The sequence below is a fragment of the Pseudomonas fluorescens genome (genome assembly GCF_005938625.1).
Taxonomy (GTDB): Bacteria; Pseudomonadota; Gammaproteobacteria; order Pseudomonadales; family Pseudomonadaceae; genus Aquipseudomonas; species Aquipseudomonas fluorescens_BD.
The window spans coordinates 75632-91465 of sequence record NZ_VCNJ01000018.1; the positions used below are offsets into that span (position 1 = coordinate 75632).

14 protein-coding genes are annotated in these 15834 nt (G+C 58.3%); 5 read left to right on the top strand and 9 right to left on the bottom strand.

All coding sequences use genetic code 11. The features are described 5' to 3' along the window. Positions 1-318 precede the first annotated feature (318 nt). From FGA82_RS12845 to orn, 5 genes are all read right to left on the bottom strand, one after another. Positions 319-2850, bottom strand: a complete 2532-nt coding sequence (locus FGA82_RS12845; RefSeq protein ID WP_141127339.1) for a DUF6543 domain-containing protein — start codon at positions 2848-2850, stop codon at positions 319-321. A gap of 186 nt (positions 2851-3036) precedes the next feature. Next, positions 3037-3642 (bottom strand): hypothetical protein, encoded by a 606-nt coding sequence (locus tag FGA82_RS12850; protein ID WP_141127340.1) that lies wholly within the window; start codon positions 3640-3642, stop codon positions 3037-3039. Then, entirely contained in the window at positions 3626-4069 is a 444-nt protein-coding gene (locus FGA82_RS12855) for a hypothetical protein (protein WP_141127341.1), read from the bottom strand. Before FGA82_RS12855 ends, FGA82_RS12850 begins: the two co-directional genes overlap by 17 nt. 174 nt (positions 4070-4243) lie before the next feature. Continuing rightward, positions 4244-4855 carry a trimeric intracellular cation channel family protein gene (locus FGA82_RS12860; RefSeq protein ID WP_137217697.1) on the bottom strand — a complete coding sequence of 204 codons (612 nt, stop codon included), beginning with the start codon at positions 4853-4855 and terminating at the stop codon, positions 4244-4246. A gap of 92 nt (positions 4856-4947) precedes the next feature. After that, on the bottom strand, positions 4948-5490 hold the full coding sequence (gene orn, locus FGA82_RS12865) for an oligoribonuclease (RefSeq protein WP_016985703.1): 543 nt from the start codon (positions 5488-5490) through the stop codon (positions 4948-4950). Positions 5491-5597: 107 nt separating this feature from the next. Between orn and rsgA the strand changes: the two genes are divergently transcribed. Then, positions 5598-6629, top strand: a complete 1032-nt coding sequence (gene rsgA / locus FGA82_RS12870; protein ID WP_038360332.1) for a small ribosomal subunit biogenesis GTPase RsgA — start codon at positions 5598-5600, stop codon at positions 6627-6629. Between the two features lie 48 nt (positions 6630-6677). Here rsgA and FGA82_RS12875 read toward each other — a convergent pair whose 3' ends face one another. From FGA82_RS12875 to motA, 3 genes are all read right to left on the bottom strand, one after another. Then, positions 6678-7841: a sterol desaturase family protein gene (locus FGA82_RS12875; protein WP_141127342.1), complete on the bottom strand. Its 1164-nt coding sequence runs from the start codon at positions 7839-7841 to the stop codon at positions 6678-6680. 91 nt (positions 7842-7932) lie between these two features. Then, positions 7933-9006 carry a flagellar motor protein MotB gene (motB, locus tag FGA82_RS12880; RefSeq protein WP_141127343.1) on the bottom strand — a complete coding sequence of 358 codons (1074 nt, stop codon included), beginning with the start codon at positions 9004-9006 and terminating at the stop codon, positions 7933-7935. 3 nt (positions 9007-9009) lie between these two features. Continuing rightward, positions 9010-9861, bottom strand: a complete 852-nt coding sequence (motA, locus tag FGA82_RS12885) for a flagellar motor stator protein MotA (RefSeq protein ID WP_007952169.1) — start codon at positions 9859-9861, stop codon at positions 9010-9012. Positions 9862-10027: 166 nt separating this feature from the next. On the opposite strand from motA, the gene FGA82_RS12890 reads away from it, so the two are divergent. Genes FGA82_RS12890 through asd form a run of 3 tightly spaced genes read left to right on the top strand, consistent with a single transcriptional unit; the run spans position 10028 to position 13303 of the window. Continuing rightward, positions 10028-11566, top strand: a complete 1539-nt coding sequence (locus FGA82_RS12890) for an HDOD domain-containing protein (RefSeq protein WP_141127344.1) — start codon at positions 10028-10030, stop codon at positions 11564-11566. 42 nt (positions 11567-11608) lie between these two features. Next, positions 11609-12424: a thiosulfate sulfurtransferase gene (rhdA, locus tag FGA82_RS12895; protein ID WP_141127345.1), complete on the top strand. Its 816-nt coding sequence runs from the start codon at positions 11609-11611 to the stop codon at positions 12422-12424. 18 nt (positions 12425-12442) lie between these two features. After that, entirely contained in the window at positions 12443-13303 is an 861-nt protein-coding gene (gene asd, locus FGA82_RS12900; RefSeq protein ID WP_141127346.1) for an archaetidylserine decarboxylase, read from the top strand. A 68-nt stretch (positions 13304-13371) separates the two neighbouring features. On the opposite strand, the gene FGA82_RS12905 is transcribed toward asd, so the two are convergent. Then, on the bottom strand, positions 13372-13773 hold the full coding sequence (locus FGA82_RS12905; RefSeq protein ID WP_141127347.1) for a lectin OAA family protein: 402 nt from the start codon (positions 13771-13773) through the stop codon (positions 13372-13374). 220 nt (positions 13774-13993) lie between these two features. On the opposite strand from FGA82_RS12905, the gene FGA82_RS12910 reads away from it, so the two are divergent. Then, positions 13994-15748 (top strand): molecular chaperone, encoded by a 1755-nt coding sequence (locus FGA82_RS12910; protein ID WP_141127349.1) that lies wholly within the window; start codon positions 13994-13996, stop codon positions 15746-15748. Positions 15749-15834: the final 86 nt, after the last annotated feature.

Genomic DNA, 15834 nt, shown 5'->3' on the forward strand with positions numbered 1-15834 from the left:
ATGGATTTCGCCCTTTAAGGACTCAGCAAAGTATTGAGGTTCGATTTAAATAAAAACAGCCGCGACATTCGACAAATTGTGAGGGGGTAATATTTCAACATTACCCTAAACAACTCACATAAATACTAATATTTTAAAAAATCGTGAACTTTATAATACCGACTGCAACAACGCTCTTTTTACCCCTTTGGTTCCAGCACTCAGTGACAACCCCCCTCCAAACCTAAACTGGACATAATCAGAAGGGGAATCATCGAGCCGTTTATTTCTTGTCAGGCTATGTTAGCCAAACAAAGGAGTCGTTACTTTTACCAATATTCAGTCACTGTCTGAACCTGTCGAAATCCCGCTCTCTGAGGACTCACTATCGGAGTCAGATTCTGAAACCACATCCTCCGTCTGGATTTCCACCTTTCGATCCATGCTGGAGCTTTCAAGATATTGACTAATCCGTTGCCTTGATGCGTCATTCAGCGGATTATTCAATAGACCAACGAACAGATCCTGTGTATCTGGAATCTCGAACAATTCATATCCAGCGTCATGAATATTATTATCATGCAATGCCACCACGCCCAGTTTCCTGAGCTTATCTATACCTGAAGGAACGCTGGAAAGATTTGCGTTGTTCAGCATCAATCCGGTTAAACCTGCCATATAGCCTACATGCGGGGCAACTGTCAGAGGGTTGTTTGCCAGATTCAACCGGGTAAGCGTTTCGATTCTGGACAATCCTTCAACTGTGACCTCGGATAGCTTTAGCGAGCACCCGTCCAGCGTAAGCTCGTTTAACTGGCGCATTTGAAATATTCCTGACGGGAACTCCTCCACTTTTATGCCCACGATCCCCAAGGATTGAATATTGGGAAAACTGTCAAGAAACGCGCCTAGCCGTGCGCCTGGTCCATAGGCGGTCAATATCAACTCTGTTACATACTCGAACCGGCTGGACAGCCTTGGTAACTCACCCGAAAAATCGACATAGTGAGAAAAATGATGTTCGCCCTCCCCCCACTTTGAAACCGACTTGCGCTGCCAGATATCTTGCAACTTTGCGCTGAACTGCTCGCGCGCCTGGCGTCGTTCGGCGGGTGCCGGCGCGCCTTCTGGTTCCGACGCCTGCGCATGCGGTAATGGCCCTTCGGCAGTCCAAGTCGCCAATTCATCACGCAGCGTCGCAAACTCTTTTTCCAGGCGAAGCAAAACGCCGGCGGGATCGCTCTTCAAGCGCTCGTTGATAACTTTTGTCACCTCTTCATCTGGAATCTGTGGATAAAGGTCACGTACACGCTCTTCGACGGATTTTTTTGCTTCCGGCTGGCTGTCGCCACCACCTCGCAATCGCCCCGCTTGCCTGATTGGCGCGGTGGCTGGATCGACGGTTACCGGCAGCGGCGCGAGCCCCAACAATTCACCCACGGTTTGCCGCGACGGCAACGGCTGTGTACGGATCAACTGTTGCAGCGCCGCACCACCACCCTCAGTCACGCCCAGCGACTGACGATGACCGGGCAACAACAGAAACCAGAGGGTTGAATAGAGATCCTTGTTTCCCTGAGGTAATTGGGCGTCGCTGCTTTGGATGACATAGCCATCATCCTGACGAATCAAGACGTGACGAATCGGCGACCGGGCATCGCCGATAGCGCCCAGAACATCGCCGTCCGCCACGCCCTGACAAATCTCGATACGAACCTTTCGCGGCCACCCCGCCAGGCGCCCGATCATCTGCAACGCCAGTCGGTCGCTGTCCGGGCTGGATACCGAATCCAGGTATATGCCCTCGCAGGCCTTGGCAAGACGTACATCGCGCAGCGCCAGCAGCGCTTCTTCTGCCATTTGCCGAGGCATTCCCAATCGGGTGTGCATATGCAGACGTTCCGCGGCACTTGCGTCGCGCCACAATGCCTGCGCCGTCGTTTTGGGCAAGTGAGGAAAAATCCGCCGCATCTGCCGGGTGTTTTCATCACAGTCGAGTTCGAACGCCCGCTCATGTTTCTGAAAGAGCAAAGCACGGTCCCGTTGCGCCCAACGCTCGACAAGATTGCCTTCGCGTTTCGGCAGCAGAGCTTGCAGTTGCGGATCGGCCTGAGCGCGCACCAGCGGGTCGGAGTGTTGCATTTGTGTGATGAATAACCCGACTTTGCGATCGAGGCTGAAGCGCCTGAGTGTGTCTTTCAGCAAAGCGAGGGGTCGAGAATAAATGGGGGAATCGCTCGCCAGTTTTTCGCCCATACCACTGACCGCAAGAATGCGGTTAATCGTGACTTGGGGGAAATCGTCCACTGAATGCCCCATACGAAAAAACAGTTCTGCCGTTCGCCTGCGCATCGAATGGAGGTTTACAGAGCGATTACGCAAATCACTCTTGTCCAGCGGGATCCAGAACCGGCCTTCGCTGTCCGGCTTAAGCAGCGGGCCGGAGGGGTCGAGTTCACTGGCCAGCGTGGCACGAAACAGGCCACTCTCGACATCCAGCACCACTTGCACCATATGGTCATCGGCTACGGCAACATACTGACGCTGCTTCACAACCCGGATGCCTCGCGCATCCGCCTCGCCGAGGTTTTTGGGCAGGGGTATCCAGTAATCTGCCAGTGACGACTTTGCGGTATGCATCGCGAATTCATCAATCGCGGAAGAAATCGGACTCGCGCTCACCCTGATCGCTGGCGTCACTACCACCGAGTCAGGCGCGAAGGAAGGGTGCAACGGTTCCACGCGATGAGGTCTGGGCAGAGGCGGAGTTAATGAAGAGGCGGACGGTGAACGATGAGTTCCCTCTACGCTGAAGTCGGGTGTTTTGGTTGGAACAGATACAGGTTTGACCTTAGGCGATTTGCCAGTCATGACGACTCATCCTTGAGTTGTGGTTATGTTGGCCCCGCATGACTGAAGGGCCAACACTCGATCTAAGTAAAAGCGCTGTGGATGCGATTACCTGATAATTGAACACCACAGCTTATCGATAGTCGCCATCCAAAAAAGCATAGATATCTACTACGTCCACCGACATTGCATCAGTGAAGGTCTGACTTAGCCTCGCTCCAGATATAAATTTCGCTCATACAAGTTCAGGCGAATCGCCAGCTTATGTTCCGAGCCATGCTGGTCAATGGCGCGCAAGTGAAGTACATCGTCGTATCTGGATTGTGGTGCAACTTCCGAGTATTCGGACAGGGCTTGCACGACGGTCAGCTCTCCGTCGCGATCATTGACCTTCACCGAATAACGTTTGCTTTGCCTTGCTATGGCATCAGGAAAGACGAACGCAACGGAATCTCCGTTAAACGGCAAGTACACGTCCAGCTCTCTTCGTTCGGGGCGAACCAGAGTGGCCAGCATGTAATTGGTTTTTGATTCGTGAAGTTTGTTACCGCCGACAAAGGGCTGGTCAACGCCTGCTTCTACTCCCTCTACAAGCCAATCGACCAGTTTGAGCTGCTGCCCCTGCGGATACAGCCCCAGATAATAGTTCCAGATACGATTGCCAGGCTGCTCATTGCCGCGTCGGGTCTGATACCAGCGAAATTGTTCAACCGCATAGGTCGCCGGTGTTTGTGCTTCGAGCGTTACGCTGCTGTCATGAATACTGGAAAGCGTGGTTCCGTTACTGAGAATCCTCTCACCGTTCAGAGACAAGCGTGCAGCGATCTGGATCGTACCCGCGCCCCGATGAGGATACCCAGAACGTGCGAACCTGAGGATAGACGCTGTCATTGTCCACATCGTCTTCGGTAACTTCTGCGACGGTGGATGGAATGTGCGCCTCAAGGGTAAATCGCCCTTGTTCGGTGCTCGCGACCCAGCCGTCGCGCAACGTCCTGCCAGTGCTGTAATGAATCAGTTCGATGCTGTCCATTACCTGCTCCGGTACGTGCATCGGGTTGCCATCAACATCCACCCCGGAAACCAGAACTTGCACTTTCACCTGCATCCGTCCATTACCGAACAGCGACTTGTTGCGAGTAACTTCGTTGGCATCAAACTTGACGCTCATTCTGGCAAGACCTGCAAGAATCGGCGCAATGGTTTGCTGATCGGGAGTAGCGTCCATGCTTTCGCTCATGATGTATTCCTTTGAAGAGTTATATTTAAATATTGGCATCGAAAACATGCCAACAAAAAATTTATAGACCTTTCAAATAAACAGCAAAGCGAAAAATGTAAGAAACATACACTTGCAATATCTTTAGCGGCTTACAAATTTATCCGCAGAATCACTATCTTCTCGCAACAAGTATCAATGCTCGTCGTTATAAACGAACTTGGGCATTTCCCAATGAAAGCGGATGGCCAGCAGGCGTAACAAAAACCCGCCGAACAGAGTGATCAGAATGGCTTGTTCACCCGGCACATTCAGATAAAGACACAGCATGTAGCACCATGCCGCAGCGAACGAGACACTCGCATAAAGTTCGCGCCGAAAGATCAACGGAATGTCATTGCAGAAAATATCGCGCAGGATGCCGCCGAATACTCCGGTGATCACACCGCTGACCGACGCCACCAACATGCCGTGACCCATTTCCAGGGCGGTCATGCAGCCAATCAGGGTGAACGCCACCAGACCGACGGCATCGAGCACCAGAAACAGCGAGCGCAGGTGACGCATCCAGCGCGCGGTGAACACCGTGAACATCGCCGCAACCGAGGTCAACACCAGGTATTCCGGATGCTTAACCCAGGTCAACGGATAATGCCCGAGCAGCACATCGCGTACCGAGCCACCACCCAACGCCGTGACGCAGGCGATCAGCACCACGCCAAACCAGTCCATGCCGCGCCGCCCGGCAGACAGGGCGCCAGTCATGGCTTCGGCGGTGATGGCAATCAGATAGAGCATCAGCAACATGGTGGCGATCCAGGCAGGAAGGCGCGCAGTCTAGCCATTTCGATGCGGCACCAAAAGGGGGCAATTGCTTTACCCGCCCCCATCGCCAAGTATCAGAACTTGATGAAGTGCTTGCGGTAATGCTGCAGCTCGGCGATCGATTCGCGGATGTCGTCCAGCGCCAGATGCGTGCTGCCCTTCTTGAAGCTGTCACGCACGTCCGGCGCCCAGCGCGCAGCCAGTTCCTTGAGCGTGGAGACGTCGAGATTGCGGTAATGGAAGTAGCTTTCCAGCCCTTTCATGTGCGTATAAAGGAAACGACGGTCCTGGCAGATGCTGTTGCCACAGATCGGCGATTTGCCTTTCGGCACCCATTTTTCCAGGAAGGCGATGGTTTCAGCTTCGGCTTCGGCCATGCTGATGCGGCTGTCGCGCACGCGCTGGGTCAGGCCGGAGTTGCCGTGGGTGCGGGTGTTCCACTCGTCCATGCGCGCGAGCACTTCGTCGCTGTGGTGGATGGCGATCACCGGGCCTTCGGCCAGCGTGTTGAGATCGCTGTCGGTGACGATGGTGGCCATCTCGATGATGACGTCGTTTTCCGGATCCAGACCGGTCATTTCCAGGTCGATCCAGATCAGGTTTTGCGGGTTTGGCATATTTCGGCTCCTAAGCAATGCTGCGCAGTTTAGCCTAGGCCGGTGGCCGGGCGTGCTAAACTCGCGGCCGTTTTACCTAATCGCAGCATTCTTCAGACGGAACACCCATGGCCAAACGCCAACTCAATCGTCGTCAAAACTGGCGCATCGAAAAGATTCAAGGCGAACGCGCCGCACGCGCCGCCAAACGCGAGTCCTCGGCTGTCGAAGCGCTCGAGGGTGGTGACCTGGGCCCGGAACAGACCGGCCTGGTGATCGCCCACTTCGGTGTGCAGGTCGAGGTCGAAGCTGTTGACGGCGATCAGGCCGGCCAGGTGTTCCGCTGCCACTTGCGCGCCAACCTGCCGGCGCTGGTGACCGGCGACACCGTCGTCTGGCGTGCCGGCAATCAGGGCATCGGTGTGATCGTCGCGCAATTGCCGCGCACCACCGAACTGTGCCGTCCGGACAGCCGTGGCCAGCTCAAACCGGTGGCCGCCAACGTTGACATGATCGTCATCGTTTTTGCCCCCCTGCCCGAGCCGCATGCCAACCTGATCGACCGTTATCTGGTCGCCGCCGAACACGCTGGCATCCGCCCGTTGCTGCTGTTGAACAAGTTCGACCTGATCGACGAGCAGAACGCTCCGGCGCTCAATGCCCTGCTGGCGGTTTATCGCACGCTGGGTTATCCGGTGCTGGAAGTGTCGGCGCACCATGGCAACGGCATGGAGCAACTGCAACAGCAGCTCGACGGACGCATCAGCGTCTTCGTCGGCCAGTCCGGCGTCGGTAAGTCGTCGCTGGTCAACAGTCTGCTGCCAGAGGTTGAAACCCGCGTCGGGCCGTTGTCCGAGCTGTCTGGCCAGGGCACGCACACCACGACCACCGCGCGGTTGTTCCACTTCCCCGGCGGCGGCGAGCTGATCGACTCCCCGGGTATCCGTGAATTCGGTTTGGGCCACGTCAGCCGCGCCGATGTCGAAGCCGGCTTTATCGAGTTCGATGACTTGCTCGGCACTTGCCGTTTCCGCGACTGCAAGCATGATCGCGAACCGGGCTGTGCGTTGCTCAAAGCGCTGGAAGACGGTCGCATCCAGCAGCAACGGATGAACAGCTACCGCTCGATCATCGCCAGTTTGCCGGAAAACGGCTACTGAGTAGCCAGACACAAAAAAGCCGCGATCATCTCGCGGCTTTTTTTTGCCTCAAACGCTGGCAGGCGGTTTTGGCACGACCACTTTCGGCTCAGGTTTCTGAAACGCATACAGATGCTGACGCACAATCCCGCCCGGCAACTCCTTGCCGAACACGCCATAACGCACAGGCCATTCCTTCGGCGGTAGCTTGAACGTGCCGAACAGCATGTCCACCAGCGGCGTGTGGATCGCGTAGTTTTTGTAGATATAGTCCTTGTGCCGGGCGTGGTGCCAATGGTGGTAGCGCGGCAGCACGATCAGGTAGTTCAGCCAGCCACCATTGATCCGCACGTTGGCATGCGCCAGTACTGCCTGGACGCCGACCAGAATCACGTAGGCGTTGAGTGCCTGAGGCGCGAAGCCCAACAACATCAGAGGCACCAGCACGCCAGTGCGGGTCAGCAGGATTTCGATGAAGTGCACGCGCGAACCCGCGAGCCAGTCCATGTGCGTGCTGGAGTGATGCACTGCGTGGATGCGCCACAGCCACGGCACCACATGGTAGAGGCGGTGCAGCCAGTATTGGCCGAGATCGGCGACCAGGATCGCCAGCAGAAACTGCACCACCAGCGGCAGACTCTGCACACTTGCCTGCAAGCTCGGCGACATCGCCCAACCGGCAATGTAACTCGAAGAGGCGGTGATGAAGATCAGGATGAATTGCACCAGCATGTGGCTGACGAAGAAGTAGGTCAGGTCGGTGCGCCAGTGCGGGCGCAGGATGTTTTGCTCGGGGTCCTTGGAGTAGAGCTTCTCCAGAGGAATGAACACGATGGCCGATACCAGCAACGCCAGCACAAACCAGTCCAGGCCCAGCGAGTAGGGAGTCTGTCCGATCGAACTGACCTGGACATTGGTGCCACCGAGGAACACTGCCAACCCCGATGCAACCAGACCGGTAATTCCCAGGCGTTTACGTTTGTTGAGCAGGATATTCAGGGTGCCGAGGCTGAACGACAGCACTAGACCGAGCAACAGCGTGGTGCGCGCGAACTGCTCGTCATAGACCTTGCGCAGTTCGGCCGTGGTCAGCCACTCGGGAAACAGGAAGCAGAACACTGCCAGCAGGCTCAACAGGCCCAAGGTGGCGGAAATATAGCCACTGACCCGCCCCTCGCCAAATTTGAAGGGTGCGTTGCCATGCCGTTGAAAATAGGCTTTGAGTCTTTCCATTAACTGATCTTCCGTGATTGCGAAAACTGCGACTGGTCATTGCGACGCAGGCAGATACAAAAAAGCCACGGTAACCGTGGCTTTTTGTGGATCACTGCTTCGGCGCGGGGGCCGGGGCAGTGGCTGGCGGAGCAGCGGAGGCAGGCGCCGCGCTCCCCGGCTCAGCCGGTTTCGGTGCGTCGTCGAACAGGTTCAGGCGTTCGCGCAGTTCATGCGCAGGCACCGGTTGCTGATCCGCTGGCAGTGCATTCGGGTCAACCGGCGCTGCCGGAGCGGCGCCGTTCTGACCTTGATCCACCGGTTTCGCCGGATCCGCACCTTGCGAACCTTCGATAGCCGCCTGGGCTTTTTTGGTCAACACCACAATGTCGATGCGACGGTTGACCGGGTTGAACGGGTTTTCCTTGTCGAACAGCGCCGACGAGGCATAACCGACGACCCGCGCCACTTGCGCGTCCGGATAGCTACCGGCGACCAAGGCACGACGGGCAGCGTTGGCCCGGTTGGCCGACAGTTCCCAGTTACCGAAATCACCGGTGCCGGTGTACGGCTTGGCGTCAGTGTGACCGCTGATGCTGATCTTGTTCGGCACCGCTTTGATGGTGTCGGCCATGGCCAGCAGGATGTCTTCGAAGTACGGCTTCAGGCGTGCAGAACCCGAGTCGAACATCGGCCGGTTCTCGGCATCCATGATCTGGATACGCAAGCCGTTCGGGGTGATCTCGAAGAGGATCTGGTCCTTGAATTTCTGCAGCTGCGGGTTCTCGTCGACCTTGTTCTGCAGTTCTTGCAGGAGCAGTTCCAGACGTTCCTTCTCGACCTGCTCGGCCATGCCCTCAACTTGCTCAGTGTCGACCGTGACCTTGTCGGGCTGCGGTTGCGACTTCACTTCCGGGTTAAGGGTGTTTTCCGGCGCCAGGGTCGGCGTGCCGCCCAGGTCGATAATGTACGGCGTGCCGCTTTCGGAAAAGCCGACCGGGTCTTTGAAGTAACCGGCGATGGCGATCTTCTGCTCCGGAGTTGCCGTGGACAGCAGCCACAACACCAGGAAGAACGCCATCATCGCCGTGGCGAAGTCGGCGAAGGCGATTTTCCATGCCCCGCCGTGATGCCCGCCGGCTATGCGCTTGACGCGCTTGATGATAATCGGCTGATTATTTTCCATTTCTTAGCGACCGCGAACGGCTTGTTCCAGCTCGGCAAAGCTTGGACGGTGGGCCGGGTACAGCACCTTGCGACCGAACTCGACCGCCAGCGATGGCGGCATGCCGGAAGCCGAAGCGACCAGCGAGGCCTTGATGGCTTCGTAGACGTTCAGCTCTTCCTTGGCATCGTGAGCCAGGGAATGCGCCAGCGGACCGAAGAAACCGTACGCGGCGAGAATACCGAAGAAGGTACCCACAAGTGCCGCACCAACGTGCAGACCGATGGACTTCTGGTCGCCTTCACCCAGCGAGGCCATGGTCACCACGATACCGAGTACCGCCGCAACGATACCGAAACCGGGCATGGCGTCGGCGATGCCGTTCACCGCGTGGGACGGATGCTCAAGGTCTTCTTTGAGGCTGTACAGTTCCATGTCGAACAAGCCTTCCAGCTCATGCGGAGCCATGTTGCCGGACGACATGATGCGCAAGTAATCGCAGATGAACGCGGTCATGCGCTCGTCTTTGAGCACTGCCGGGTACTTGGCGAAAATCGGGCTCGCAGCAGCATCTTCGATGTCGCCTTCGATGGCCATCATGCCTTCGCGGCGGCTCTTGTTGAGAATCTCGTAGATCAGCCCGAGCACTTCCAGGTAGAAAGTGTGGCTGAAGCGCGAACTGAACATGCTCAGGGATTTCTTGAGCACGTGCATGGTCATGTAGCCGGGGTTGGCCTGCAGGAATGCACCGAGTGCAGCACCACCGATGATCATCACCTCGAAAGGCTGGATCAGGGCGGCAATCTTGCCGTGGGAGAGCACGTATCCGCCGAGCACGCTCGCGAATACGACGATGATGCCGATAATTTTAGCCATAGGTAGAAAGTACTTACTTAAGTCGGGTTCAAGGTCATATTCGGAAGTTAAAAAATCTCTTCTTCTACTTATCGGCAAAACTGCGCCAGACTATAGCCAGTTCAGGCGAAAAGCCAATTTAGCCCATGCCGGGCGCGTCTACAGTCAGTGAAGATCCCGTCCAGACATGGCTAATGAAACGAACGTCCCACACGCAAAACCGACCACGCTCGACGGCTGGGTCAAGTTGCTCGACAGCGTCCGCCTGCCCGTCCCGCAAGAGGCTCACGACAAGGTGTGTCGGGCGATTCGCGACAATCGCAGCTCGTTGCGCGACATCGCCGACCTGATGCAGGACAGCCCGGCGCTGGCCTTGAGCATCATTCGTGAGGCGAATCGTCACACCCACGGGACCATGGCCACGCCGGCAGAAAATCTTGAGGTGGCGATCAATCGTCTGGGCCTCGCCCGCACCGAAGAATTGCTCGCGCGCCTGCCCGCCGAACCGCAAATGCAGATCCCCAAGGCTCTGCGCCAGTTACAGATGATCAGCCAGCACGCGACGCAACAGGCCAACGGTTTTTTCGCCAGTCGCTTGGCGCGGCTGTGGCAGGACATTCATTGGGGCAGCCTGCTGTTTCTGTCGCCGCTGTGGCCACTGGCGCTCACTTATCCACAGTTGCTCGAAGAGTGGGAGCTGCGGGTTATCCACAAGGGTGAATCGGCACGCGTGGTTGAGAAGCAATTATTCGGCGTGCGCCTGCTGCGGATCGCTGAAGCGCTGGTGGCGGTCTGGCATCTACCGATCTGGGTGCAGCAAGGCTATAAATTGCTGCTCAGCGAACAGCGTGAACTGGTGAAAGTGCTGCGCATCGCCCGCGACAGCGGACATCCGCTGCGCCAGCAGAATCGCCTGGATGACGATCCGACCTTGCGCCGCTGGCTCAACCAGCCGGCCAACACTGTGCTGCTGGCCAACGGTCTGGCGCTCTCGGCGCAACAGGCCTGGGACAGTCCGCACAGTGAACGCTGGCAGTACCTGACCAGCCTTTATCTGCAAATCTCGATGGACGAGGTGCAACAACAGTTGCACCAACAAGCCGCCAACAGTGCACGCCAGCATGCAATGCCCGATCTGTGGCACCCGGCGGTTTCGCTACTGTGGCCATGGGGCACGCACCGTTTGCCGGCGGGTATGTTGCCGGCAGCTGCGCCGAGCGCTGAAGACCTTGGCCAGTGGCGCCGCCAATGCGCCGAACTGCTCGCCGAACCGAGCCGCTTCACCAATGCGATGAGCCTGACCGTCGCCGCTCGCGATGCACTGGTTGCCAGCGGCATGCGCCGGGTGATGATCCTGATGGCCGATCGCACGCAGTCGAATCTGCGCGTGAATCAAACCGCTGGCCTGCCCAAAGAAGCGGCGGCGCTGAATTTTGTCGTCAGTCAGAGTAGCGTGCTGCAACGGCTGCTGGCGCAACAGGCGCAGGTGCGGATTACCCCGGAGAACAACGCGCAGTTCTCCGCCCTGCTGCCGCCGGGCCTGCGCACACTGTTTCGCGGTGAGCACCTGTTTCTCCGTTCACTGGTCAACAATGGCCGGGTGATCATGATTGTGGTCGCCGATCAGGGCGGCGGGCCGTTCGCCGACATCACCGTGCAAGCCTTTGGCAAAACCGCGCAGTGCATCGAAAAAGCCCTGCACAGCTTTAGCAGCCGCGGCCGATGAGGCTGCGCTACAATTCCCCCCTTTGTGCTCTGGAGACCTCGCATGTCTGACTTCTCTGGCTTGCCGCTCGTCATCGAACCGAGCGACCTGCTGCCTCGGCTTGAGTCTGAAGAGCTGATTCTGGTGGATCTGACCAGTGCCGCGCGCTACAGCGAGGGACATCTCCCCGGCGCGCGCTTTGTCGACCCCAAGCGCACCCAGCTCGGCCAGCCGCCGGCGCCGGGGCTGCTGCCGGCCAAAGCCGATCTGGAAGCGTTGTTCGGTGAGCTGGGCCATCGCAAGGACGCGGTCTACGTGGTTTACGACGATGAGGGCGGCGGTTGGGCCGGACGCTTCATCTGGCTGCTCGACGTGATCGGTCACGACAAGTACCACTATATAGACGGTGGTCTGCCGGCATGGCTGGCGGATGGCATGCCGATGTCGATTCAGATTCCACCGGCAGCCGGCGGCCCACTGCCGTTGACCCTGCACGACGAGCCGACCGCGACCCGTGAATACCTGCAAAGCCGTCTCTGTGCTGCCGATCTGGCGATCTGGGACGCGCGCGGGCCGCTGGAGTACTCCGGCGAGAAAGTCCTGGCCGCCAAGGCCGGGCACATCCCCGGCGCGGTCAACTTCGAGTGGACCGCCGGCATGGACAAAGCGCGTCAGCTGCGCATTCGTACGGACATGCCGCAGATCCTCGAAGACCTCGGGATCACCAAGGACAAAGAAATCATTACCCACTGCCAGACCCATCACCGGTCGGGCTTCACTTATCTGGTGGCCAAGTCCCTCGGTTATCCGCGGGTCAAGGGCTACGCCGGTTCCTGGGGCGAATGGGGCAACCACCCTGACACGCCTGTCGAGATTTAAGGTTTTTAAGGACAACTAATGAAAGAGCGTCTGTTTATCCTCAGCCAATACCTGCTGCCTCATCACCTGCTGTCGCGCCTCGCCGGCTGCATTGCCGAGTGCCGCGTGCGCTGGTTCAAGAATGCCTTCACCCAGTGGTTCGCCAAGCGTTACCAGGTGGACATGTCGCAAGCGCTGGTCGAAGACCTGACCGCTTACGAGCACTTCAACGCCTTCTTCACCCGCGCCCTGAAAGACGGCGCGCGGCCACTGGACGAGACTCCGGGCGCGATCCTCAGCCCGGCCGACGGAGCGGTCAGCCAGCTCGGCCCGATCGAGCACGGTCGCGTGTTCCAGGCCAAGGGCCACAGCTTCAGCGTGCTGGAACTGCTCGGCGGAGATGCGGCCAATGCGGCGCCGTTCATGGGCGGCGACTTTGCCACCATCTACCTGTCGCCGAAGGACTACCACCGCGTGCACATGCCGCTGGCCGGCACCCTGCGCGAAATGGTCTACATCCCGGGCCGGATCTTCTCGGTCAACCAGACCACCGCCGAAAACGTTCCGGAGTTGTTCGCCCGTAACGAGCGTGTGGCGTGCATCTTCGACACCGAGCGCGGGCCGATGGCCGTTGTACTGGTGGGCGCGATGATCGTCGCTTCGATCGAAACCGTGTGGGCCGGTCTGGTTACCCCGCCGAAGCGCGAACTGAAAACCTTCCGCTACGACGAAGCCGCCCGTGCCCCGATCCATCTGGAAAAAGGTGCCGAACTGGGGCGCTTCAAGCTGGGTTCTACCGCGATCGTGCTGTTCGGGCCGGATCAAGTGAAGTGGGCTGAAGAACTGGCAGCCGGTTCGCCAGTACAGATGGGCCAAGGCCTGGCACTGCCAAACGCCTGAAATGCTGTGAGCCACTGATCCGCCCGTTCGCACGTCTGCGAAAGGGCGGATACGACTCGGTGGTGCCGTTACTCTATCTGCCCACGGAAGCCGATCGGGCCTTCGTTGACATAGGTATTGGTGCCACTGAGGTTTTTCCCTCCGTCACTGGACGTGACGCTCAACGCAACAACGTTCTGATTGTCCCGGCCGCCAATCACCCACTTGCCGCCCGGATGCCATGGGGCATCATTGCCACCCCACTGATTTTCGACGTTGTACTGGTTCTGACCGGTGCGTTGCGCTTTGAAGCCAATGGGACCTTCCCCGGCATAGGTCATGGTGCCGGTGAACGTTTTGCCGTCATCGCGCGAATTGATCTCGATAGCGACGACATTCTGGTTGTCCCGCCCGCCGAGTACCCAGGTTCCACCCGGATGCCACGGCGCCGAACTGCCACCCCATTGATTTGCCACTGCATATTTAGACATGAACCTCATCTCCTTGAAGTTTCGGGAGACCTGCCCGAGATTGACGGCAGGCCGTGCAACCGTGCGTTTCCGATCGCACGCCTGAGAGACTAGTAGGGCTCATGAACTGGCATCCGGCCAGCAGACCAGCGGTCAAAAAGCCTGACGCCATCCGACGAAACAGACCACAGCTGCTAGAGTTTGGGGCATTGCCCATTTCGCCGCCGGAGCCATTCACGGCATGAGTGAATCTCGCCCCCAAGCCTCCCTGAGCGCCCCGACTCCGACGCAAATACGCCTGTCGTTTTGCGAAGCCACCCCGCGTGAACTCAAGCGCTGGATCGCCGACCTGCCAAAAGCCAACATCGGCGAAACAGCCCGCCTGCTTTATCAAGCCTTGGGCGAACTCAACCTGTTGCTCACGCCCAGCGACAACCGCCTCAACCTGCTGGAGCTGTTGCGACCCGAGGTGTATTTCGTCTGTCAGCATCTGGAGCGGCATTTCCTGCATCAGGCGATCATGCTCGACGAGCGTTCGCGCAAGATCAGCAATCTCTGTCAGGCACTGCAGAGCCATCTGGCCGTCGGCTACAAACAGATCGTGCTGCGCATTGCACCGAAGTACAGCAAGGATCGCGCAGCATTGGTCAGCACGGCCCTGCAACGGGCAGCTCATGCGCTCAAAGGGCAGCTGCTGCGCGCCACGCAGTTATACAGTTCGCCGCCGGAACATCTGTGGTTCGAACTGCATCAGCTGTATCGCAGCGCCGCTGAATTACAACTGCAACACCGCCGTGTGCACGACGATCTGGCCAGCCTGACAACAGAGTTGAGCCTGGAACAGACCTACATTGCTGCACTCTTGCTGGGCAGCGCCCGTTGCAATCAGTTGCGGCAGAATCAGATCGCACGCTTGTCTGAAGTGCTGGAACCGTGGAGTGCGTCGCTCAAACTGCATCCCGCAAGCCCGGACGCTGGCCTGTTGGCGATCAGCGCGGAACTGGATGCGGGTCCTCGCTATCGCAGCATGTTTCGCAGCGAGCAACAGCGTGGACTACTTGGCTTCGATCCGCAGCCGCTGGTGAATGCCATCGAAGCCCATTTGCTGCATCAGCACACGTCGACGCCGCTGCCCGTCCCGGCCGGGCTGAGCTTCGATACCTTGCAGCACCTGCATGCAGCCTGGGGTCAGACTGCAGAACGCAGTTTTCAGCGCACGGTTGGCCAAGGCAATCTGACCGTGTGCGTCGGCATGAGCGCCCTGCACTTCTACCTCGGCGGCGAGCGCAGTTTCAGTGAACTGCTCAAGCATCCAGGTGCAAGCTCGGCGAATTTCAGCCATGCCGTCGCCCAAGGTGAAAAGGACAGTTGGAGTCAGGCCTTCGACGCAGCACCGCAGAGCAAGGCCGATGAGTTTTTACCCTACGAGGAAATTCAGTACGACCATTTGTTCGAGGATGAAGGCGCCACCGACAGCACACCGCATTACCCGACCCATGCCCTGCCGGTGATCAATCACAGCCCCGGTGGTTACTGTCTGGCGTGGCCAAGTGAAGTGCCCGCCGAGTTACAGGCCGGAGAAATGCTCGGGATTCAGGACAGTGTCGGCCTGGGCTGGAGCATTGCGGTGATCCGCTGGATTCGACAGGTGCGCGGCGGCGGCACGCAGATGGGCATTGAACTGGTGGCACCGCACGCGCAGCCCTGCGGCTTGCAACTGGTGCGTTCGCGGGACGACCACAGTCAGTATTTGCGCGGATTATTGTTACCGGAGATCAGCGCGATCGATGTGCCGGCAACCTTGCTGGCGCCGCGCTTGCCGTTTCAGGAGGGCAGCAAAGTGCTGATCAACACCCACGGCGAAGAACACCGCGCCGGGCTGGATCGGCGGCTGGCGAGTACGCACAGTTTCAATCAGTTTGCCTATCGCTCGCTGGAGGCTACGCGCAATGGCGGGAGCGAGGAGGATTTTGATTCGTTGTGGAAATCGCTTTGAGTATCAGATCTTGAATCGGTGGCGCGGCCTTCGCGAGCAGGCTCGCTCCCACATTGGAATGCATTTCAACTAATGAAATGGTTACC